Source organism: Nocardia sp. NPDC051929, assembly GCF_044548645.1.
GTDB classification, from domain to species: Bacteria; Actinomycetota; Actinomycetes; order Mycobacteriales; family Mycobacteriaceae; genus Nocardia; species Nocardia sichangensis.
Genome location: NZ_JBIUCG010000008.1, coordinates 146,129 through 168,372, shown reverse-complemented (window position 1 = coordinate 168,372; position 22,244 = coordinate 146,129). Strand labels below are relative to the sequence as shown.

General features: G+C 69.0%; 17 protein-coding genes. 5 read left to right on the top strand and 12 right to left on the bottom strand.

The annotated features are described in order from the left end of the window. Positions 1-306 precede the first annotated feature (306 nt). Positions 307-1,068, top strand: a complete 762-nt coding sequence (locus ACIHAX_RS12485; protein ID WP_364432079.1) for a glucose 1-dehydrogenase — start codon at positions 307-309, stop codon at positions 1,066-1,068. A gap of 62 nt (positions 1,069-1,130) precedes the next feature. Here the strand turns inward: ACIHAX_RS12485 and ACIHAX_RS12480 are convergent, their stop codons facing one another. From ACIHAX_RS12480 to ACIHAX_RS12445, 8 genes are all read right to left on the bottom strand, one after another. Next, positions 1,131-2,717, bottom strand: a complete 1,587-nt coding sequence (locus tag ACIHAX_RS12480) for an FAD-dependent oxidoreductase (protein WP_364432076.1) — start codon at positions 2,715-2,717, stop codon at positions 1,131-1,133. Positions 2,718-2,722: 5 nt separating this feature from the next. Continuing rightward, positions 2,723-3,739, bottom strand: a complete 1,017-nt coding sequence (locus ACIHAX_RS12475) for a diiron oxygenase (protein WP_397277323.1) — start codon at positions 3,737-3,739, stop codon at positions 2,723-2,725. A 153-nt stretch (positions 3,740-3,892) separates the two neighbouring features. After that, a complete protein-coding gene (locus ACIHAX_RS12470; RefSeq protein ID WP_356966408.1) occupies positions 3,893-4,999 on the bottom strand; it encodes a hypothetical protein in 1,107 nt (368 codons plus the stop codon). Positions 5,000-5,577: 578 nt separating this feature from the next. Next, on the bottom strand, positions 5,578-6,573 hold the full coding sequence (locus tag ACIHAX_RS12465) for a sulfate ABC transporter ATP-binding protein (protein ID WP_355072390.1): 996 nt from the start codon (positions 6,571-6,573) through the stop codon (positions 5,578-5,580). Further along, the gene (cysW, locus tag ACIHAX_RS12460; RefSeq protein WP_355072388.1) at positions 6,570-7,376 is read right to left on the bottom strand and encodes a sulfate ABC transporter permease subunit CysW; all 807 of its coding nucleotides are present in this window, start codon (positions 7,374-7,376) and stop codon (positions 6,570-6,572) included. The genes ACIHAX_RS12465 and cysW overlap by 4 nt, the downstream gene beginning before the upstream one ends. Positions 7,377-7,443: 67 nt before the next feature. Then, positions 7,444-8,277, bottom strand: a complete 834-nt coding sequence (cysT, locus tag ACIHAX_RS12455) for a sulfate ABC transporter permease subunit CysT (RefSeq protein WP_379254765.1) — start codon at positions 8,275-8,277, stop codon at positions 7,444-7,446. 96 nt (positions 8,278-8,373) lie between these two features. Continuing rightward, the gene (locus ACIHAX_RS12450; RefSeq protein ID WP_355072386.1) at positions 8,374-9,420 is read right to left on the bottom strand and encodes a sulfate ABC transporter substrate-binding protein; all 1,047 of its coding nucleotides are present in this window, start codon (positions 9,418-9,420) and stop codon (positions 8,374-8,376) included. A 206-nt stretch (positions 9,421-9,626) separates the two neighbouring features. Beyond that, entirely contained in the window at positions 9,627-9,716 is a 90-nt protein-coding gene (locus ACIHAX_RS12445) for an Ms4533A family Cys-rich leader peptide (protein ID WP_321210233.1), read from the bottom strand. Positions 9,717-9,785: 69 nt separating this feature from the next. On the opposite strand from ACIHAX_RS12445, the gene ACIHAX_RS12440 reads away from it, so the two are divergent. Then, a complete protein-coding gene (locus ACIHAX_RS12440; RefSeq protein ID WP_356966415.1) occupies positions 9,786-10,841 on the top strand; it encodes a M48 family metallopeptidase in 1,056 nt (351 codons plus the stop codon). 80 nt (positions 10,842-10,921) lie between these two features. Here the strand turns inward: ACIHAX_RS12440 and ACIHAX_RS12435 are convergent, their stop codons facing one another. Continuing rightward, on the bottom strand, positions 10,922-11,200 hold the full coding sequence (locus ACIHAX_RS12435) for a hypothetical protein (RefSeq protein ID WP_356966417.1): 279 nt from the start codon (positions 11,198-11,200) through the stop codon (positions 10,922-10,924). A gap of 110 nt (positions 11,201-11,310) precedes the next feature. On the opposite strand from ACIHAX_RS12435, the gene ACIHAX_RS12430 reads away from it, so the two are divergent. Beyond that, positions 11,311-13,293 carry a glycoside hydrolase family 15 protein gene (locus ACIHAX_RS12430; RefSeq protein ID WP_356966419.1) on the top strand — a complete coding sequence of 661 codons (1,983 nt, stop codon included), beginning with the start codon at positions 11,311-11,313 and terminating at the stop codon, positions 13,291-13,293. A gap of 18 nt (positions 13,294-13,311) precedes the next feature. On the opposite strand, the gene ACIHAX_RS12425 is transcribed toward ACIHAX_RS12430, so the two are convergent. Together ACIHAX_RS12425 and ACIHAX_RS12420 are read right to left on the bottom strand one after the other, a co-directional pair. Further along, a complete protein-coding gene (locus ACIHAX_RS12425) occupies positions 13,312-15,117 on the bottom strand; it encodes a dynamin family protein (protein WP_397277319.1) in 1,806 nt (601 codons plus the stop codon). An 81-nt stretch (positions 15,118-15,198) separates the two neighbouring features. Continuing rightward, positions 15,199-17,433: a hypothetical protein gene (locus tag ACIHAX_RS12420; protein ID WP_397277317.1), complete on the bottom strand. Its 2,235-nt coding sequence runs from the start codon at positions 17,431-17,433 to the stop codon at positions 15,199-15,201. Positions 17,434-18,001: 568 nt separating this feature from the next. Between ACIHAX_RS12420 and ACIHAX_RS12415 the strand changes: the two genes are divergently transcribed. Beyond that, positions 18,002-18,694, top strand: coding sequence for a response regulator transcription factor (locus ACIHAX_RS12415; protein ID WP_397073231.1), 693 nt, complete (start codon positions 18,002-18,004; stop codon positions 18,692-18,694). Continuing rightward, a complete protein-coding gene (locus ACIHAX_RS12410; protein WP_355072374.1) occupies positions 18,691-19,947 on the top strand; it encodes a HAMP domain-containing sensor histidine kinase in 1,257 nt (418 codons plus the stop codon). Before ACIHAX_RS12415 ends, ACIHAX_RS12410 begins: the two co-directional genes overlap by 4 nt. Positions 19,948-19,951: 4 nt before the next feature. Here the strand turns inward: ACIHAX_RS12410 and lepA are convergent, their stop codons facing one another. Beyond that, on the bottom strand, positions 19,952-21,829 hold the full coding sequence (gene lepA, locus ACIHAX_RS12405) for a translation elongation factor 4 (protein WP_355072372.1): 1,878 nt from the start codon (positions 21,827-21,829) through the stop codon (positions 19,952-19,954). Positions 21,830-22,244 lie beyond the last annotated feature (415 nt).

Sequence of the window (22,244 nt, the reverse complement as noted above, 5' to 3'; positions counted from 1 at the left end):
CGACGTCACGAATCAGACTGAGCCCACAGCATTTCCGCTACCATACAGCGATCTCGATATGAGGAGAAAATCCGACCGATCGCCGGTTTGCCCCACCGAAAGCACACCGCTCGACGGACACTCACCGGTAGGTAACCAAATCCTTGCCAAATCCGTGCATCTCGGCACGCCGCCACGGGACGGCATTCAATTGACACATCAACTAGATGTCCAATTACCGCCAGCATTCTCGTTCGCGTCCGGCTTGACTCGACATCGGGTCACACCACGGAGGTGCGATCGCGAGAGTGGAGAGGAAATCGAACGATGGCAACACGGTTCGCGGAGCAGGTCGTCTTGGTCACCGGCGCGACCTCGGGCGTGGGCAAGGCCGTCGCGCTGCGGGTCGCGGGCGAAGGCGCCGCGGTCGTGCTCGGCGCACGCGGCAAGGACGCGGGTGAGCAGGTGGCCGCCGACATCCGCGCGGCCGGCGGGCGCGCGCTGTTCGTGCCGACCGATGTCACGGTGGAACAGGACGTGGCCCGGTTGACCGACGCCGCGGTATCCGAATTCGGTCGCCTGGACGCCGCGTTCAACAACGCGGGCGCGGTGCACGCGTTCGGCCCGGTCGCGGAGATCGACGAGGCGGATTGGCGCGCCGATCTCGAGCTCAATCTCACCAGCGTGTTCTACGGCCTGCGGCATCAGGTTCCCGCGCTGGCGGCCTCCGGCGGCGGCGCGATCCTGAACAACGCGTCGAATCTGGGTGTGGTGGGCATGGGCTCGGTGGCGCCGTACGTCGCCGCCAAACACGGAGTGGTCGGCTTGACGCGTGCGGCGGCGCTCGAAGCCGCCGATCAGGGAGTGCGGGTGAACGCACTGGTCTCCGGGGCGGTCGACACCCCGGCGTTCCGTAATTCGATGGGCGCGACGCCCGAAGGAGTGGCTGCCATCGCGGCGCTGCACCCGCTCGGCCGCATCGCGACGCCGGAGGAGATCGCCTCGTTCTGCGCCTATTTGCTCAGCGGTGAAGCCAGTTTCGTCACGGGTGCGGCACTCGCCATCGACGGCGGCTTCACCGCACGGTGACCTCTGGACGTGGGACCGCCTCGGGATACCGGCGCGGCCGGGGTATCCCGAGGCGGGGTTCGTCAGGCGCGCGCCAGCAAGCGGCGGACCCGGCCTGGGCGAGCTTCCACCGCTCCCCCGGCCCGCACCGCGGGCTGCCGCAGCCGCACCAGCCGATCGAGTTCCGCTGCGCTGCCGGCGGGTTCGGTCAGGCGGCCCGCGTTGAAGTCGGCGGCCAACTGCCGCACCGTCTCCTGCGCGCAGGACTTGTTGGTCCCGATGAAGCCGGTGGGCCCGCGCTTGATCCAGCCGGTCACGTAGGTGCCGGTGACCACGGCGCCGCCCGGGCGCTCCAGCACCCGGCCGTCCTGGTTCGGGATCACCGCGGCCCGCTCGTCGAACGGCAGGCCCGGCACCGCCACGCCGCGGTAGCCGACCGAGGTGAGCACCAGGCCCGCGTCGAGCCGATCGGTCTGCCCGGTCCCGACGGCGCTGATGCGGCCGTCCGGATCGGTGACCAGCTCGGTGCGGCCGATTGCGAGACCGGTCACCCGATCGGTGCCGAGGATCTCGGTGGGCCCGGCCAGATAGCGGAACACGATGCGCTTGCGCTGCCCCACCGGCCGGGTGCGCACGCTGTGCAGCAGCCGCAGCTTCTGTTCGACATGGAACGGCAGTTCCGCGCCGAGCTCGGGCAGCTCACCCTCGATCACGATGTCCACGTCGCATCCGAGCAAGCCGACGAACTCCGGCACTGTGAAAGCGGATTCGAGCGGACCGCGCCGCCCGAGCACGACCACCTCCTCGACCTTGCTCTCGCGCAACGCCCGCAATGCGTAGGGCGCGATGTCGGTGCCGGTCAGCGTCGCCGGGTCGCTGGTGAGGACGCGCGCAACGTCGAGCGCGACATTGCCGTTGCCGACGATCACGGCACGCCGGCCGGACAGGTCGAAGGCACGGTCGGCGTAGTCGGGATGACCGTTGTACCAGGCGACGAAGTCGGTGGCCGAGACATTGCCCGCCAAGCCCTCACCCGGGATGCCGAGCTTGCGATCCGACGACGCGCCGACGGCGTAGATCACGGCGTGGAAGTGCTCGAGCAGCTCGGCATGCGAAACGTGCGCGCCCACGTCCACGTTCAAGTACGAACGGAACCCCGGCTGGGCCGCGATGACGTCGAACAGCTCGCCGACCTTGCGGGTCTTCTCGTGGTCCGGTGCGACGCCGTGCCTGGCCAGCCCGTAGGGCACCGGCAACCGGTCGAACACCGTCACCGACACCTCGGGCTGGGTCAGCAGTTCGTCGGCGGCGTACATCGCCGAAGGACCCGACCCCACGATCGCCACCCGCAGCGGCGTGCGCTCGGTGTGGATCCGTGCCGCGGGCACCGGTCGCGCCAGCAGGGGGCGCGGTCGCGCCTGCCGGTAGAAATCGGCGTTGATCTCGATGAACGGCTTCTGCTCAGCGGTCAGCTTCTTCGATGACACGATGGCGTCGACCGGGCACGCGGTGGCGCAGGCGCCGCAGTCCACGCACGCCTGCGGGTCGACGTACAGCATCTCCGCCGTCCGGAAGTCCGGTTCGTCGGGCGTGGGATGGATGCAGTTGACCGGGCAGGCGTACACGCAGGACGCGTCGCTGCAACAGGATTGGGTGACGACGTACGGCATGCGACTCAGGCGACCTTGTTCGCGGCGCGCAGCGGTTCGGATCGGTACCGAGTGCTGGGACCGTCGATGCCGAGCGCCTTCCAGACCGCCTTGGCGACCGGGTTCATCAATCCGATGTCCTTGGCCAGGGCGCGCACGTCACAGAAGTAATCGCTGAAGACCCGCTTGGCCTCCGGCGAGCCGTAGAACAGCTCCTTGCGGACCTTCTCCGGGATGTCGAACTCGGCGAAGAACGACCGCGGCGGCGTGACGATCGAGCGGCCGAGAATCCGCATGACGATCGGCATGGCCAGCGAGAGGATGAACTTCTGCGCCGGCTTCGCTTCCGGCACATGGTTCTTCAGGAACTCGTGCGCGAAGGAGATGTGCCGCGCCTCTTCGGCGACGTGAATGGCCATCACGCCGCGCATGATCGGGTGCACCTCTTCGCCCGAGCGCAAGATCTGCTTCTGGATGTGGTCGATCGGCTCCTCACCGGCCAGCACGGCCATGAAGAACAGATTCGGGAACCAGGCCGCCACGGGCGCGCCCAGGTACTTGAACTTGCTGACCAGCGGGCCCATGCCGGGCACGTCCAAGCCGATCCGGTTGACCATCTCCTGGAACATCAGGGTGTGGTTGTGCTCCTCGATCATCTCGTGGGAGCAGTACCGGAACTCCGGCGAGCCGTTGGGCAGGCCGAAGTTGTGGATGACCATGCCGCTGATCAGGATCGACTCGAACTGCAGGCCGACCTTGGCGATGTTCGCCTGCCGGTACTTGCCGACCGCGATCTTCTGTTCGGTCGACAACGCCTGATACCAGGGGTGGCGCGCCACCGTGTCGGCGGACACGGGCAGAATCCAGCGCTCCTCGCCGGCGTCGGCGGCGAAGTCGGGGTTGTCCCAGTCGATGTCCTCGAAGGGATCGAAGTGCTTGTTGACCGATCCCTCGGAGAGCAGCAGCAGCTTCGCGGCGTACTCCTGCGCCTTTTCAAGATCGGGATCGACGGCTGGTGTCACGGCTGCGGACATCGTCGTCACTGCCTCTCCTCGATGGAACCGTTTAACTGTATCCCATAGTTACACCAACGGAGAGTTACGTCAACCCAGCAGTTGCTAGGGCCGTCCGGCGATGCGCGCCCTCATCACGCGCACCGCCGGACGGCCCCTGTTCATCGCGGTCCGTGCCGGGGCCTAACTCACCAGCACCCCGTCACCGACCGCCAGGATCGAAGTCCCGAAACCGAATACCGCCGACATACTCGTGACGACGACCACCCGGCCCAGCCTGCGCCTGGTCCGGCGCGACAGCATCAGGGCCCGCGTGGCGGCACGACGACGGACGCGCCTGCGCCTGACCCGGCGCAGCTCGGCCGCCGCCTCGGCCGCGGCCGCCGCCCTCCGTCCGAGGATCGCGGCGCCGTCGGCGGTGGTCCGCCCGGGATCGGCGGCGACGATCACCGGCCTGGCCAATTCCGCCGCCAAGACCTCGGCCACCTCCGCCGGTCGCGCCGCCCCGCCGACCACCAGCACGCGGTCGACGTCGGCCATGGTGACGTCCGCGACCCGCAAGCAGCGGTAGACGAGTTCCAGCGACTCCCGGACATGCTTGACGCGCAGTTCGCCCGCGATCGTGTCGGCGACCGACTCGGCGACCGAAGACGAGTGCGGGCCCGGCCCGGCTTGCTCGGCGATCAACGCCCCGAACGCGCGTCCGCCGAACTCGGTGGAACGCAGCGAGACCCCGACGATCGGATTGCGCGGACATCCCGCACCCACCCGGACCAGCGTGACGTCGAGCCCGGCACCGCCGAGGTCGTAGACGAGGGCGAGACCCGGCATGAGCGGACCACGGTCGGCCTCCAGCCAGGCCGCCGCCGCGACGGGTTCGGCCACCAGCGCCGCCTGCGTCAGTTCCACGCCGTCCAGCGCCGCGCGCAACGCGTCCACCTGCTCGTCGGCATAGCGGGCCGGATAGGCCACCGCGATGCCGAGCCCGCTTCCGCAGCCGGGATGGTCCTGCCGCACCTCGTCGGTCAGGCACTTCGCCACCGTCGCGACGAGGTCCGCCGGGGCGAGCGCGCGGTTGCCCACCCGCGCCCACGTGCTGGAACGCTGCGTGAGATCGGCGAATTCGGTGACCGCGCGGCCGTGCCGGGGAATCATGCCCACCCTGGCCACGCCGGTGCTGTCGAAGGTCAGCGTGGTGCGGCGCGTGATGGTCTGCGCCCGCTGCGTTTTGCGTCGCCCCGGCGGAGCCTTGGCCGAACCTTCCTCCGCGAGAACGGAAACCGTGTTCACCGTACCGATGCTCAACCCGAGACCAACCGCCATCGCAATCCACCCGATCGCCGTGCCGATTTGCTTCGAACGCCGTTTAGGCAACCACTCCGCGATCTTCGTGCCAAGTCCGGACAACCGATTGTCCGCAAGCCGCCTGTGCCTCGCCGCATCCGAATCCACGGGCTACGACGCCCTCACCAGGCCAACCAGCACTACACATGCCGTCCAGTCGGATTTCCTTGCGACACGCGGGGATAGATCATGCCCGGTGGATGTTTGCCGGAATCCGGGTTCTTACGCGCACGGCGCCGAGCGACAGCGCTCCACATGGGGAGACTCCCCTTGACGGATCCGTGCCGACAATTCGCCGAATGGACGGGGCGCCGGACCGGCGACAGTCGTCGATATTCGCATCGCATGCCGGGTCCGGCCCGACGCCGCTACGACCGCCGCCTGGCGCACACCTCGCTTCCCCGTCGGCAACCGTTCCGCAGCGCAGCCGGATAGCAGTGGACACGGCAACGGGAGAGAGTGTGGCAACTTCTCAGCGCCACACTCCCTATGTCGACGAGTATGCGACCGGTTCGCGAAAACCCTTAGTGCGCGGGCAGTTCCGGGATCCGAGTGGCGCGGACGTACACCGTCTCGCCGTCCGACAGTCGCAGCGCCTCGGCGTCACCGCGGGTGACCTGCGCGGCGAACAGGTCGCCGGTCGCTGCGTTGCGCAGTTCCACGCGCACCTCGAAGCCGAGGTGCACGACGCGCTCGACCGTCGCCCTGGTGACGCCCGCGGAATCGGCGGTGCCCTCGTGCTCGGCGAGCGCCATGCCGGGATCCCGGCCGACGCGAATGTCGTGTGGCCGCACCAGATGTCCGTTGAGCCGGGCCACCGCGCCGAGGAACGACATGACGAACTCGTTGGCCGGCCGGTCGTACACGTCCTCCGGAGTGCCGATCTGCTCGATGCGGCCCTTGTTCATCACCGCGATCCGGTCGGCGACGTCGAGCGCCTCCTCCTGGTCGTGGGTGACCAGCACGGTGGTCACGTGGACCTCCTCGTGCAGCCTGCGCAGCCAGGTCCGCAGGTCGGCGCGGACCTTGGCGTCCAGCGCGCCGAACGGCTCGTCCAGCAGCAGCACCTGCGGATCGACGGCGAGCGCGCGGGCCAGCGCCATACGCTGGCGCTGGCCACCCGACAGCTGGGCCGGGTAGCGGTGCTGGAAGCCGTCCAGTCCCACGATGCCGAGCAATTCGTCGACGCGCTTGCTGATCTCGTGCTTCGGGCGCTTGCGGATCTTCAGGCCGAACGCCACGTTGTCGCGCACGGTCATGTGTTTGAACGCCGCGTAGTGCTGGAACACGAAGCCGATGTCGCGCTTCTGCGGCGGCACCCGGGTGACGTCGCGCCCCGCGATGCTGACCACGCCGGTGTCCAGCGACTCCAGCCCGGCGATCGAGCGCAGCAGCGTCGACTTGCCCGAACCCGACGGGCCGAGCAGCGCGGTGAGTTCGCCCGAGGGGATGTCCAGACTGACATCGTCGAGGGCGGCGAACGTGCCGTAGTTCTTGTTCGCGTTGGTCACGGTGATCACTTTGTGCCCCGCTTACGTTCGAGGAGGGTCATCAGCAGAAGGGTGACGAGGGCGATGCCCATCAGCAAGGTGGCGGCGGAGTACGCGCCGAAGGTGTTGTGGTCGTTGATGTACCGGCCGTGCACGAGCAACGTCAGCGTCTGCGACTTGCCAGGCAGCGCGGAGGACACCATGATCACGGCGCCGAACTCGCCGAGCGCGCGGGCCACGGTGAGCACCACGCCGTAGGTCAGGCCCCACCGGATCGCGGGAAGCGTGATCCGCCAGAAGGTCTGCCACTTGGACGCGCCCAGGGTGGCCGCGGCCTGCTCCTGGTCGTCGCCGATCTCGTGCAGCACCGGCTCGACCTCGCGCACCACGAACGGCAGCGTCACGAAGATGGTGGCGATCACCATGCCCGGTAGGTTGAAGATGACCTTGAAGCCCAGGTCTTCCAGACCGCCGAACCAGCCGCCCGCGCCCCAGAGCAGGATCAGCGAGACGCCGACCACCACGGGCGAGACCGCGAACGGCAAGTCCACGATGCCCTGAACCAGGTTGCGGCCCGGGAACTTTCCACGCACCAGCGCGAGCGCCGTCACGATGCCGAAGACCACGTTCACCGGGACGGTGATCGCGACGATCAGGAGGGAGAGCTGGAACGCCGAGATCGCCGCGGGCGTGGTGATCGAGTCGACGAACGCGCCGATCCCCCGCTCGAACGTGCGCCACAGGATGATGATCAGCGGCAGCACCAGCAGTACGAACAAGTAGCCGAGCGCCACCGTCCGCAACGAGATGCGGGTCAGCGGATGCAGTTTCATCGACCCTGCTCCGTCCCAGGGGAATGCCCGCGCCCCGGCGACACGGGGAGCGCTGCGCGATTGTTTGTCATCGGCTCGCCTGCTCCTTGCGCGCGCTGCGTTCGGCGAGCAGCCGCAGAACCAGCAGCGTCGCGAACGAGATGGCCAGCAGCGCGACCGACACGGCCGCCGCGTTCACCGGCCGATCGATCTCGATCTGCTTCTGGATGTACTGGGAGGCCATCTCGGTCTTGCGCGGGATCGCGCCGCCGATCAGCACCACCGAACCGTACTCGCCGATCGCGCGGGCGAAGGCCAGTCCGCCGCCGCTGATTATGGCGGGAGCCAGCGCGGGCAGCACGATCCTGCGGAAGGTGGTCCAGTTGTTCGCGCCCAGCGAGAGCGCCGCCTGTTCCACCTCGCGGTCGGCCTCGATCAGCACCGGCTGCACCGAACGCACCACGAACGGCAGCGTGACGAACGCCAGGGCGACCACCAGGCCCGGCTGAGTGGCGTTCAGGTGGATGTCGATCGGACTCTGCGGACCGTACAGCGAGAGCAGCACGATACTGGCGACGATGGTCGGCAGCGCGAACGGCAGGTCGATCAGCGCGTTGACCACACCCTTGCCGGGAAACCGGTCGCGGACCAGCACCCAGGCGATCAGCGTGCCCATGACCACGTTGACCACCGCCACCACCACCGAGACCAGCACGGTGATGCGCAGCGAGTCCAGCGCGGCGGGCGCGGTGACGGCGTCCCAGAAACCGGACCACCCGTCCTCGAAGCTGGTCACGGTGAGCGCCGCCAGTGGCAGCAGCACGATGATGCTCAGCCACAGCACCGCGGTGGCGATGCCGAGCGGACCCACCGAGCCGGTCACGCGCAGCCACGACCAGTTCCAGCGGCGATCGGGACGCACGGGTTCGGAGACGCCGGGACCAGCTGCCTGCGCGGTCCCGGCGTTACTGCTCGTAGTCACGATCGTCCAGTATCCCGTGTAACGGGGGTCACCCGGTCACTTGGTGGCGTTGTCATAGATCACCGCTACCGAACCCGTGTTCGGGGTGAACAGTTCCTTGTCCACGGTCTTCCAGCCGCCGAGGTCGGCGATCGTCCACAGCTTCTGCGGGGTCGGGAAGTCCTTGGCGTAGTCGGCGGCGACCTTCGGGTCGACCGGGCGGAAACCGGCGGCGGCCCAGGCCTTCTGGCCCGCGGTGGTGAACAGGAAGTCGCGGAAGGCGACGGCCTTCTGCTGGTTCTTGCTGTTCTTCAGCACCGCGACCGGGTTCTCGATCTTGAACGTGACCGGCGGGACGAAGTGCTCGATCTGATCGCCGTTGCGCTCGGAGAAGATCGCCTCGTTCTCGTAGCTCAGCAGAACGTCACCGGTGCCCTGCAGGAACGTCTCGGTCGCCTCGCGGCCGGACTTCGGCTGCACCTTCACGTGCTCCTTGGAGACCAGCTTGCTCAGGTAGTCCAGGCCCGCCTGCGGGTTCTTGCCGCCGTCGCTCTTGGCCGCGTACGGCGCGAGCAGGTTCCACTTGGCCGAACCGGAGCTGAACGGGTTCGGGGTGACCACCTCGACGCCCGGCTTCAGCAGGTCGTCCCAGTCCTTGATGCCCTTCGGGTTGCCCTTGCGCACGACGATCGCGACCACCGAGCCGAACGGGATGCCCTTGGTGGCGTCGGCGTTCCAGCTCGCGTCCACCAGGCCCGCGTCGACGAGGCGAGTGATGTCCGGCTCGACCGAGAAGTTCACGACGTCGGCCTCGGCGCCGTCCTTCACCTTGCGGGACTGGTCGCCGGAGGCGCCGTAGGACTGCTGGATCTGGACGTTCTTGCCCTGCTCGGTCTTGTTGAACTCGGGGATCACCTTGTCGAAACCGGGCTTCGGCACGGCGTAGGCGTAGAGGTTCAGGGTGCCGCCGCTGCCGTCGGAAGCGCCCGCCCCGACCGTGTCGCTGGCTCCGCCGCCGCACGCGGTCAGCGCGACCGCCGCTAGGGCGGCTAGGGCAACGGCGCTGTAGCGTCGGCGCGGCGAAAGCCAGGATTTGCGAGCCATCGGGGTGGACCTTTCGTGCGGACCGCCAGTTCTCCGGTAACACATCGGTGGCGGCGACAAACTTATCGATTCAGCAGACCCGCCGATCGAGCGATACGGCAGCGGCGCGACTACCGGCCCACAACGGGCCGTCGGGAAGCGAAAGCACATCTGCAAGAAGCGCGCCGGTCTGCTGACAAACGAGACGCGGATGTGCCCGGTCGCGATCAGCGACAGTAGACGTCCGCGACCGCGAGGTCACCGACAGCAATCAACGCCAATTCATGGCGGACCTGCGGGACTGCGCTCGAAGACACGGGCAGACTGTAGCAGAGCGCAAGGCGGAGTTCGAATCGAAGAGCCCAGGAAGAGGGGGGTTTCACCTTATGACCACCAGTCCGGATCGCGTCCGCACGACATTCCCCGGCATCAGCACCCGCACGTGGGAGCACCCGGCCGACCGCACCGCCCTGGTTACCCTGCGGTCACTGCCGGGGTTCGACGTGGTGCTGCGCACATTGTCGGGTTTGCTGCAAGAACGCCAGCACCGACTGCTGTATCTGGCCACCGCGGTACGGGTGGACGAGCGGCAATTCCGCACCCTGCACCACCTGCGCGAGGACTGTGTGCGAATCCTGGACGCCCCCACGACGCCCGAGCTGTTCGTGTTGCAGAGCCCACAGGTGAATGCCTTCACCATCGGCATGGACCGGCCGTTCATCGTGCTGACCACCGGGTTGCTCGAACTGATGGACACCGAGGAGCTGCGTTTCGTAGTGGGCCACGAACTCGGGCACGCGCTGTCCGGCCACGCGGTGTACCGCACGATGCTCATGCACCTGCTGCGGGTCTCGGCGAGCGTCGGCTGGTTGCCGGTCGGTGGGTGGGCTCTGCGCGGCATCGTCGCGGCCCTGATGGAGTGGAGCCGCAAGTCCGAGCTGTCCGGCGACCGGGCCGGGCTGCTGTGCGGCCAGGATGTCGACGCTTCGGTACGCGTGCACATGAAGACGGCCGGGGGCGCCTTGGTGAAGGAGATGAACCACGGGGCGTTCCTGTCCCAGGCCGACGACTACGAGCGGTCCGGCGATCTGCGCGACGGAGTGCTGAAGCTGCTCAACCTGGAGTTACAGAGCCACCCGTTCTCCGTGCTGCGCGCGGCCGAACTGCGCCGCTGGATCCAGAGCGGCGACTACGACCGCGTGCTCTCGGGCGACTATCCGCGCCGTGACCAGGATCGCGCCACCCGGATCACCGACGAGATGAAGGCCGCCGCCCGCACCTACCGCACGAACTTCGACCAGTCCGACGATCCGCTCATCCGTACGGTGCGCACGCTGGGCCGGGATGTCGGCGCGGCGGCGAGCACGGTCGCCCACGAGGTCGGCGACACCGTCGCGAAGCTCGGCAAGCGGTTCGGCGACTGGCGCGGCGGCGGGAACTGACCGTCAGCGGGTGATCAACCAGGCGACGACGATCAGCACGAGCAGCGCGATGAGGGCGAGCTGAACCCGCGAACGAGGCATCAGCGCGCCCCGCTCTGCACGGGAGTGCGATCGGCGGCGGCCTGCCCGGGTTCGAGCACCGCCGCCGCAGCGGCCGGGGCGGGGCGGGCCGGTGCGGAATGGGCGCCGTAGCGGCGATCCAGCACGCGCAGCACAGCGCGCAGCACGCGATCGAGCCCGTAGGCGATGGCGAAGCTGATCGGGACCATGCCCACGAGCACCACGAGGAACTGCGGGATGAACGGCAGTCCCGCCACCCACAGCTCGAAGCCGTCCCACCAACCTGCGATGCGATGCACGGCTCCAGCCTAGTCGGTACGCCGGCCGGTTCCACGAGGCCGTCGGCCACATCGGCGGACGGAGAAATCGCGCAGTGGACGACGGGCGTACATCGGCCCGAAGATGGGGTATGGCGTCCTCCGATGACCTCACCCTCAACGACTCCGACGGCCTGCCGACGAACTTGGCCGAAACCCACCGCCACGGCGCCTACCCGCCGATCGACGACTACGCCTTCCTGTCCGACTGCGAGACGAGTTGCCTGGTCGCCAGCAACGGCGCGGTGGAATGGATGTGTGTTCCGCGGCCGGATTCGCCGAGCATCTTCGGGGCGCTCCTCGACCGCAGCGCGGGGCACTTCCGGGTCGGGCCGTACGGGGTCAACGTGCCCGCCGCCCGCCGCTACCTGCCCGGCGGGATGATCCTGGAGACCACCTGGCAGACCGGCACCGGCTGGCTGATCGTGCGCGACGCACTGGTGCTCGGCCCCTGGCACAACAACGATCAGCGCAGCAAGACCCACCGGCGCACCCCGATGGACTGGGATGCCGAGCATCTGCTGCTGCGCACGGTGAAATGTGTGAACGGCACCGTGGAACTGGAGGTGAGCTGCGAGCCCGCGTTCGACTACCACCGGGCGAGCGCACGGTGGGAGTACACCGGCAAGGTGTACGAGGAGGCGACCGCGGTGCGCGGCGACGAGCCCAGCGCCGGGCCGAGCCTGGTGCTCACCACCGATCTGCGTCTCGGACTCGAGGGGCGCGAGGCGCGCGCCCGCACCAGGATGAAAGAGGGCGACGAGGTCTTCGTCGCGCTCACCTGGTCGGAACTGCCCGCGCCGCGCACCTTCGACGAGGCCGCCGAGAAGATGTGGCAGACCACCGAATGCTGGCGCCAGTGGATCACGCTCGGCAAGTTCCCCGATCACCCGTGGCGCAACTACTTGCAGCGCAGCGCGCTCACCCTCAAAGGCCTCACCTACGCTCCGACCGGCGCCCTGATGGCCGCCGCCACCACCTCGCTACCGGAAACCCCTGGCGGAGAACGCAATTGGGATTACCGCTACAGCTGGGTGCGGGATGCCAGCTTCGCGCTGTGGGGCCTGTACACGCTGGGCCTTGACCGGGAGGCCGACGACTTCTTCGCCTTTCTCAACGACGCGACGACCGGCGAGGACGGGGAGCCCGTCCCGCTGCAGGTGCTCTACGGCATCGGGGGCGAGCGGCAGCTCGACGAGATCATCCTCGATCACTTGGGCGGCTACGACCAGTCCCGTCCGGTGCGCATCGGCAACAATGCCTACAGCCAGGATCAGCACGACATCTGGGGCACCATGCTCGACGCGGTGTACCTGCACGTGAAGTCGCGCCAGCAGGTGCCGGAGACGCTGTGGCCGCTACTGGTCCGCCAAGTGCACGCCGCCATCGAGCACTGGAAGGAGCCCGACCGGGGCATCTGGGAGGTGCGCGGTGAGCCGCAGCACTTCACCTCGTCCAAGGTGATGTGCTGGGTGGCGCTGGACCGCGGCGCGAAGCTCGCCGAGTTGCACGGCCAGTACGAGCACGCCGAAGAGTGGTACGCGATCGCGGAGGAGATCAAGGCCGACGTCCTGGCCAACGGCGTCACCTCAGAAGGCGTATTCACCCAGGTCTACGGCGGCGACACGCTGGACGCCTCGCTGCTGCTGGTGGTGCTCACCCGCTTCCTGCCGCCCGAGGACGATCGCGTGCGCGCGACCGTGCTGGCCATCGCCGACCGGCTCACCGAGAACGGCTTGGTGCTGCGGTACCGGACCGAAACCACCGACGACGGCCTGAGCGGCACGGAAGGAGCGTTCACCATCTGCTCGTTCTGGCTGGTCTCCGCGCTGGTCGAGATCGGGGAGATCCAGCGGGCGCGGCACCTGTGCGAACGACTGCTCGGCTTCGCCAGTCCCCTGCGGTTGTACGCCGAGGAGATCGATCCGCGCAGTGGCCGCCACCTCGGTAACTTCCCCCAGGCGTTCACCCACCTCGCGCTGATCAACGCCGTGACCCACGTCATCCGTGCCGAGAGCTCCCGGCACGCGGGCCGCTTCCAGCCCGCGAACACCCCGCAGGGCCATCCGGTCTGACCCACGCCGGGAAACGGTCTACGCGGGAACCAGTCCGTCGGCCTCCTCGCGCAGCGCGTGCAGTTTGCCGAGCCGCGCCTCGAGGTCGGCGATCCGCTCCGGCCTGCGGTCGCCGTACTTCCCGTAGTTCTCCTCGGCCGAGCGCAGCGCGTCGTCCGCGGCGCGCGAAACCTCGGTCGCGATGTCGGTGAAGTGGTCGCGCAGCACTCGCTGCACGGCGCGCAAGCGGTTACGCGACTCCTTGCCGACCTGGAAGATCACGTCGTCCATCAGGCGGGCCACCGCTACCTTGGCCTCGGCCCGGCGGCGCACCTTGCGGCTCTTGCGGTCGTCCCATAGCGCGTTCACGCCCAGCAGCACGCCCGCACCCGCCGAATACCAGTTCACCAGCGACATGCCCAGGAGGCTGGTGGCCAGACCGACCATCAGGATGCCGCCGTAGGAACCGCGCAGACCGGTCAGGAATTGCTGGGTGACCCCGGCTTTCGCGCTCTCGAGGGGCTCCAGCGGCTGCACCGCCTCGAGCACCTCCCCGGGGTTGGACAAGCGCAGGTCCGGCAGCGGTGGGGTCCGGTTGTCGGCCGGGAACTTGGCGGCCACCTGCTCGGACAACTCCATCGAGCGGTAGTGCGCCACGGCGAAGTTCTCCTCGACCGCCTCGCAGATGCGCGCGTCCAGATCGGCGGCGAAATCCTTCCAGCGGCGCGCCGGATCGGTCTGGGCGATCTCGGCCTCGGCGTCGCGGATCAGGCTGCGCAGCCGGTGGCGCAGATCGTGCTCGATGTCGGCCATCAGCTCGGTCGCGCCGTCGACGAGCGTGACCTGCCAGTTCGCGGTGCGCTGGCGCAGCTGATCGGCCTCGTCGCGCGCGCGGGCGAGCTGGTCGGTGATCTCGGCGCGGCGTCGCGGGTCGCGCAGCGCCTCGGCTTCGGTGCGCAGGGTCAGCGCGAGGTGATCGCAGACCAGGCGGATGTCCCCGACCGCGGCTTCCAGCGCCACCGCGTCCGCGCGGGCGACCACGTAGTCGCGCAGATGATCGATCAGCTGCGGCACGCCGGATTCGATGTCGCGCTGGTAGTCACCGGTCAACCCGGCCTGCCGGTGCAGTTCCGCGGAGACCGGGGCCACCGCGAAGCCGAGTCCCGCCGAGTCCAGCAGTTCCCGGTTGCGCTGCTGGGTGCGCGACCAGTGCGGGAACACGTCGATCTTGTTCAGCACGCAGATCACGGTCGGGCAGATCTGCTGGATGCGCTGCAACTCGGCGATCTGCTCCACGGTCAGCTCGGTGCCGGCGTCGCCGACGTAGAGCACGGCGTCGGCCGCGGCGATCATCGACCAGGTGGTGCGGTTGTCGCCCAGCGCGCCCGGCGCGTCCATCACCACGACACCGTCGGCGAGCAGCGGACTGGGCTGGGTGAACTCGGCACGGACGACGCCCTGGGTGGCCAGCGCTGGACCGGGATCGAGCGGGTCGACCGACTGACGTTCGGTGCGGCCGTGCTCGGTCTGCCGCACCAGCGTCGCGGTCGGCTCCGGCCCGTACTCGACGATCACCGGGACGCTCAGATCGCTGTTCGTCGCGCTGACCGAGGCACCGACCAAGCTGTTGACCAGCGTGCTCATGCCGTTCTTCGGACGACCGACGACCACGAGCCGTACCCGGGGATCGCTCACCCTGGCACGAACCATGCTCAGTCGGCTGCCGAGGTCGTCGCGTCCCGAGGATCGGGCCGTCTCCCGCAGCTCGTCGAGTATCCGAATGAGCGGGGCCATCGCGTCCGGATGTTTCACGGTCGCAGCCTTCAGCCCGGCAGCGGCAGACAACCCTCCTCCTTACTCTCGATGACTTTCGTTCAGGTGCCCCCTGCGACCACTCCGCAGTCGTCGGAACCCGCTACGCCCCTGCTAGATCAGGGAGATGTCCGACACATCGGACACGTAATGGTGCGTTTCCACTATGCCCGACTCCGGCAGCAGCGCACCCGAGAGGCTGCCACCCGAGGACAGCGCCAGTGCGGAGTGGTCGTAGGTGTAGTCGGCGACCGGGTAGACGGTGTCGGCCGGGTGGTCGAGCGCCAGCGGCGCCGAGATGCCGTGCGGCTTCGGGTCGATCACCTGCGGCTTGATCGGCGCCTGGGTGGGTACGGGGGCGGTGTAGGTCGGCGCGGACGGGGCGTGCGGCTCGACGGTGGGCGCCTGTGCGGGGGCGCTGTAGGTGGGCTGGTCCGGCGCCTCGTACGTCGGCTGCGAAGGCCTGCTCACCGTCGGTACGTCGCCGGTGGGCAGTTCGTGGGTCGGCACGTCGTTGGTCGGGTAGGTGCTGTTGGAGGTGCCACCGGTGCTCGGGCGACCCGTGACGCCACCCGGCGAGGTCGCGTCGTCACCCGGGGTGGTCGGCGCATGCGTCGGCGCCGGGGTCTGGGTGACCGTCGCGCCAGGGACCTTGGTGGTCGGCACGTCCGGAGCGGTGGTGACGCCCCCGTGCGGCACCGTGGTGGCGCCCGGGAGCTTCGTGACGTCGTGATCCGGCGTCTTCGGCGCGGACGGGACGGTCACGTCGCCGGGAACGCTCGGCGTCGGCGTGGTCTTGACGATCGTCGTCGGCGCGGTGACGGTCGACGCGGGCGACTGGGCGGGGTGGGACGGATGCGGGTCGGTCCCGGGTGCCGGCTTCACCACGGGCGCAGGCCGTACCGCGTCGAACAGCGCGGGGACGGCCGCCGCGGGAGCGGTCAGCACGGACGGGCCCTCCGGAGCGGCGAACACATTCGCGATCGGGGTCGAGGCGGCGTCGGGCTGGATCGTGGTCTGCAGCGGGGTGGCCGCGACCACCGGTGCCGCGGCGACCGCCGCGGGTGCGGGCGCGGGCGCCGTGGCGGCGGGGGCCACCGGCGCGACCGCGCTCACGGGGGCGACGGACGCCGAGGCCGCCAGCGGCTGCGCGACGCTCGATGCCGTCGGCGCACCGGCCGCCGACGCGGACTGCGCGACGCCGGAGGCCGCCGACGACTGCGTGGCGGACGCGCCCGATGACGTGAGCCCACCGAGCAGTCCGGAAGGGCCTTGGCTCAGCGCGTTCGGCTGGGCGGCCGCGCTGGCGGTGCCGTCCGGCAGATGGATGCCGTCGGCCAGATAGTCGGTGAATTCGTCGAGCTGATCGCCGACGTGCCCGACGGCGCCGTCGACCTTCATCTCGGAGGTGAAGTAGATCCCGTTCGGGCCGACCCCGAAGTCGACCGACCACTGGGTGCCGACGAACATCCCGAGATCGCCGCCCTGACCGACGCCGTCGAACGGATCGCCCGCCGCGTGCGCCGCACCGGCGCCGCTGTTGCCGGGCAGGTCGAAGACGGTGGAGCCGGGCGCGGTGAAGCCGTTCGCGCCGGGCAGGCCGAAGCCGTGCCCGGCTTGGCCGAGTCCGTGGCCGGGCAGGCCGAACCCGTGCCCGCCGGGCGCGTCGAGATCGTTCGCGGCGTCGGACCGGACGCCGGGCAGCGAGAAACCGTTGGACACGTGACCGTCGGTCCCCGGGATGGACAGTCCGCTCCCGGCATCACCGTCCATGCCGGGGATCCCGCCGAGCCCGGGGACGCCGCCGCCGGAGTGTCCGGGCAGCTGCGTCCCGTGGCCGCCCGACTCGCCGGGCAGCGTCGGCAGCTGCATCCCCTGCTGCGCGCCGGACTCGCCGGCCAGCGTCGGCAGTGGCATGCCGGCGTCGGTGCCGCTGTACTCGCCGGGGAGCGTGGGCAGCGACCCGGCGGGGCCAGCGCCGGTGCCGGGGAGGGCGAACCCGGGCGCGGGATTGCCCGGTCCTGGCACCAAGTTTCCGTGCGCCACCGGGACATTCGAGCCATGCGAGAACGGCGCGGGCTCGACGACCGGGTCAGGGAACGTGATCACCGGGCTCGGCTGGTCGGGATCGGGATCGGTGCTGTGCGCCCAGCCGGTGTGCCAGCTGTCGAGACGGGATTCGCCGGGCTGTGCGGGGACGCCGCCGCCGTTGGCGGCCACCAGCGCGCCGCCGGTGACATAGGCGCCCGCCCGCGCGACCCGTGCGACGCCGGTGGCCACACGGTAGGCGGTGTCGCCCGCGCGGTCGGCCTCTTCGGTGTCGCCGTCGAAGGGCAGATCACGCGTCATAAAAGCTCCACTCTCGGTTGTTCAGCATCCTCACCACGCCGGTCCGACCGAGAGTGAAGATCACCCAACAGTATTTCGGGAATACTCCCCTGTCACATTCTCCAGGACTGGAGAGAATGCGACTGTGGCGGGCAACACAACCCTGCCATCCGATTTGCCGGATCGGAAGCCCCATTTCCGGCGGCCTCCCCGACCGCGCACAGTCTCGAATAGACACCGTCACCAGGCCTGATCGAAACGTGGCGAGTGCTCGACGGCAAGAACTGAAGGAACTCTGAGAGTTGCCGACGGAGTGCCGAGGATTTGCTCTCCATCGAGGAATTCGACGAATCAGCCGTTCGGCGGCATGGATGCCGAGTTGGCCGGGACGCGAACGTATCTACCGGACGACTATCGGCTCATATCGACTTCCACTCGGCCGCATCGCGACGATCCGCGTCTGCACACCGTCCGACACGTCCGTTACAAGTTTGCGCCGTGGCCAATGCCTCACTTTCCGGTCCTGCGCATCGCGCACCGCGGGCGCAGCCGACACCACGATCTCAGACTGTGGGATTAGATTGACCTCATGGCCGGACATCGAATCTTGGTCGTGGACGACGAGGTTCGCGTCCTCGCGTCGCTGCGGCGGGGACTGGAGCTCTCCGATTTCGAGGTCGTCACCGCGACCGACGGCGCCGAGGCCCTGAGCATGGTCCGCGCCACCACGCCCGACGCGATGGTGCTCGACGTCAACATGCCCGAACTCGACGGTGTCGGCGTGGTCACCGCGCTGCGGGCGATGGGCGACGACATCCCGATCTGTGTGCTCAGCGCGCGCACCGCGGTCAGCGACCGGATCGCCTGCCTGGAACGCGGAGCCGACGACTACCTCACCAAGCCGTTCGATCTCGGCGAGCTGGTCGCGCGGTTGAACGCGCTGCTGCGACGCAGGCGTAAACCGCTGGACCGCCCCGACCAGGCGCGCACGGTCGGGCAGGTGCGGATCGACCCCGCCGGACGCCGCGTGCTGGCCGGGGGCAGGCCGGTGGAGTTGACGAAACGTGAATTCGAGGTGCTCGCCCTGCTCGCCGAGCACATCGGGATCGTGCTCGACCGCGAGCAGATCCTGTCCGCAGTGTGGGGTTACGACTTCCCCACCGACACCAATGTCGTCGACGTCTTCGTCTCCTACCTGCGGCGCAAGCTGGAGGCGGACGGCGTGCCCCGGATACTCCACACCGTGCGCGGCGTCGGCTTCGTCCTCCGGGAGGAACCATGAGCGGATCGCCGTCGCTGCGCACCCGGGTAGCGGTCGTGTCGGGGGTGGTCGCGGCGCTGGTCGCGCTCACCTTGACGATCACTTTCGCCACCCTGCTCGGCGCCACCGGTGAACGTCAGCTGGACGAGACCGTCTCGTCGATGGCGGTGCGGGTCGCCGCGCCGCGTGAAGCCGCGCCCGCGCAACCTGTTCCGCCGTCCGCGGCCACGCTGTCTCCCGAGCAGGGGTCCGCCGACGCGCGCGGACCCGTGGCGCCCGCCGACGCGGCGATCGCCCGGGTCGACGGGCTGCCCGGCGTGCTGGTCGCGCTCGATCCCGACCGCGACGTCGTGGAGGCGGCTATACATCGCAGCCAGCGCATCGGGCTCGGCATCGGCGCGGCGGGCGCGTTGCTGGCCGCCCTGCTCGGCTGGTTCCTGGCCGGGTTCGCCGCACGCCCGTTGCGTCGTCTCGCCGACGCCACCCACCGCATCGACACGTTGGAGAAACTGCCGCCGCTGTCCGGCCGCGGCGCGCGGGAAGCCGAGGAACTCTCCGACGCGATCACCCGCATGCTCGCCCGGCTGGAAGCCGCCCACCGCGCCACCCAACGGGCGCTGACCGGCGCACGCGACTTCGCCGCGGTCTGCGCGCACGAGTTGCGCACGCCGCTCACCGCGTTGCGCACCGACCTGCAAGTACTTGCCACCAAAGAGATTCCGGAACAGCAGCGCGGCGTGATCCTGTCCGAGATCCTCTTCGCCGAGCGGCAGATCGAGAACACGCTGACCGATCTGGAACGCCTCGCGGTCGGCGAACTCACCGAACCGGACGTCTTCGAGCCGTTCGACCTCTGCGACACCCTCGACCGCGCGGTGCACGACGCGCGGCGCGGGCATCCCGGGGTGCGGGTCGAACTCGCCGAATGCCCACCGATCACGGTGACCGGTCTACCGGGCGGCGTCATGCTCATCGTCACGAATGCCGTCGCCAATGCCGTGCAACACGGCAAGGCCGGAACCGTCACCGTCAGCGCACGATCCGGCCCGGAGGACATCGTGGAGATCTATGTGGACGACGACGGTCGCGGCATCCCCGAGGCGTTGCGCGGCGACGCCTTCGACCGCTTCGTCAAGGGCCCCGGTTCCCCCGGCTCGGGCCTCGGCCTGGCCCTGGTCCGTCAGCAAGCCGAATTGCATTCCGGCACCGCCGAACTCGACGAGAGCCCGATGGGCGGCGCCCGCCTGCGCGTACGGCTGCGCGCGGCGGGCTAGCCGCCTACTTCTTGTCCTTCGGCTTGTCCGAAGCGGCGTCCGAGGACAGCGCGGCCACGAAGGCTTCCTGCGGGACGTCGACGCGGCCGATCGTCTTCATCCGCTTCTTGCCTTCCTTCTGCTTCTCCAGCAGCTTGCGCTTGCGGCTGATGTCACCGCCGTAGCATTTGGCCAGCACGTCCTTGCGGATGGCGCGAATGTTCTCGCGGGCGATGATCTTCGACCCGATCGCGGCCTGGATGGGCACCTCGAACTGCTGGCGGGGGATCAGCTCGCGCAGCTTGGTGGTCATCTTGTGGCCGTAGGCCTGGGCGGCGTCGCGGTGCACGATCGCGCTGAACGCGTCCACCGCCTCGCCCTGCAACAGGATGTCCACCTTCACCAGCTGCGATTCCTGCTCGCCCGCCTCCTCGTAGTCGAGGCTCGCGTAACCGCGGGTGCGTGACTTCAGCGAATCGAAGAAGTCGAAGATGATCTCCGCCATCGGCATGGTGTAGCGCAGCTCGACGCGGGTCTCGGACAGGTAGTCCATGCCGCCGAGCTCGCCGCGGCGGGACTGGCACAGCTCCATGATCGAGCCGATGAACTCGCTCGGCGCGATGATGGTGCACTTCACCACCGGCTCGTAGACATTGCGAACCTTGCCTTCGGGCCAGTACGAGGGATTGGTGACGACGTGCTCGACGCCGTCCTCCATCTCCACCCGGTACACCACGTTCGGGGCCGTCGAGATGAGGTCGAGGTCGAACTCGCGCTGCAGGCGTTCGCGCGTGATCTCCATGTGCAGCAGGCCGAGGAAGCCGCAGCGGAAGCCGAACCCGAGCGCGACCGAGGTCTCCGGCGTGTAGGTCAGGGCGGCGTCGTTGAGCTGCAACTTCTCCAACGCGTCGCGCAGGTCCGGGTAGTCGGAGCCGTCCACCGGATACAGGCCGGAGTACACCATCGGGCGCGGCTCGCGATAGCCGGTGAGCGGTTCGGTCGCGCCGCCGCGCGCGCCGGTCACCGTGTCGCCGACCTTGGATTGGCGCACGTCCTTCACGCCGGTGATCAGGTAGCCGACCTCGCCGACGCCGAGCCCCTGGGTCGGTTTCGGCTCGGGCGAGACGATGCCGATCTCCAGCAGCTCGTGGGTCGCGCCGGTGGACATCATCTTGATCTTCTCGCGCGGAGTCAGCTTGCCGTCCACCACACGGACGTAGGTGACCACGCCGCGGTAGGTGTCGTAGACCGAGTCGAAGATCATCGCGCGGGCGGGCGCGTCCGCCTCGCCGACCGGCGGCGGCACCTGGGCGATCACCTGGTCGAGCAGATCGGCCACGCCCTCGCCCGTCTTGCCGGAGACGCGCAGCACGTCCGACGGATCGCAGCCGACGATGTGCGCCAGCTCGGCGGCGTAGCGCTCCGGGTCCGCGGCGGGCAGGTCGATCTTGTTCAGCACCGGGATGATCGTCAGATCCTTCTCCAGCGCCAGGTACAGGTTGGCCAGCGTCTGCGCCTCGATGCCCTGCGCGGCGTCGACCAGCAGGATCGCGCCCTCGCACGCCTCCAGGGCGCGCGACACCTCGTAGGTGAAGTCGACGTGGCCGGGTGTGTCGATGAGGTGCAGCACGAAATCGGTGCCCGCGTGCTCCCCCGTCCTGGGCGTCCAGGGCAGCCGCACGTTCTGGGCCTTGATGGTGATGCCGCGCTCGCGCTCGATATCCATCCGGTCCAGATACTGCGCACGCATCTGCCGCTCTTCGACCACACCGGTCAGTTGCAGCATCCGGTCGGCCAGCGTCGACTTGCCGTGGTCGATGTGCGCGATGATGCAGAAGTTCCGGATCCGGGCGGGATCGGTGAACGTCGTGTCGGCGAAGCTGGCGGGCACTCCACTCCTCATGGGTATCGGCAAACTGCCGTCTATCGTCCCATGGTGCTCTGCCAGTTTTTGCAGCGCCTTCGGCGCTGCGTGTTCGCGGCCCCCTCATGGCTCGCGCCCGAGCTGCGGGTCCTTCCTTTACCCGGGGCGAATGGACGGACGCGGCCGAGCCGGTGACGGCTGGGGATGAGCCAGTGGATATGTCGCAGACGCTTCGGGCAGTCGGACATGAAGTGCGCCGCGATGGTCGCGGTGCGATGCTGCGCCCCGCGCGACCGCTCATGGTCAGCGATTACTGTCTGCCTGCGCATTGCGCGAAGAATGCGCTGAGGCCACGCTTCGAAGATGTCACCGCCCGCACCGTCGCCACCGTCGGGCGCGCCGCGCCGTCCTCCGCTGCGTTCATCGCGCTCGGTCTCGGCGTACCTTGCCAACG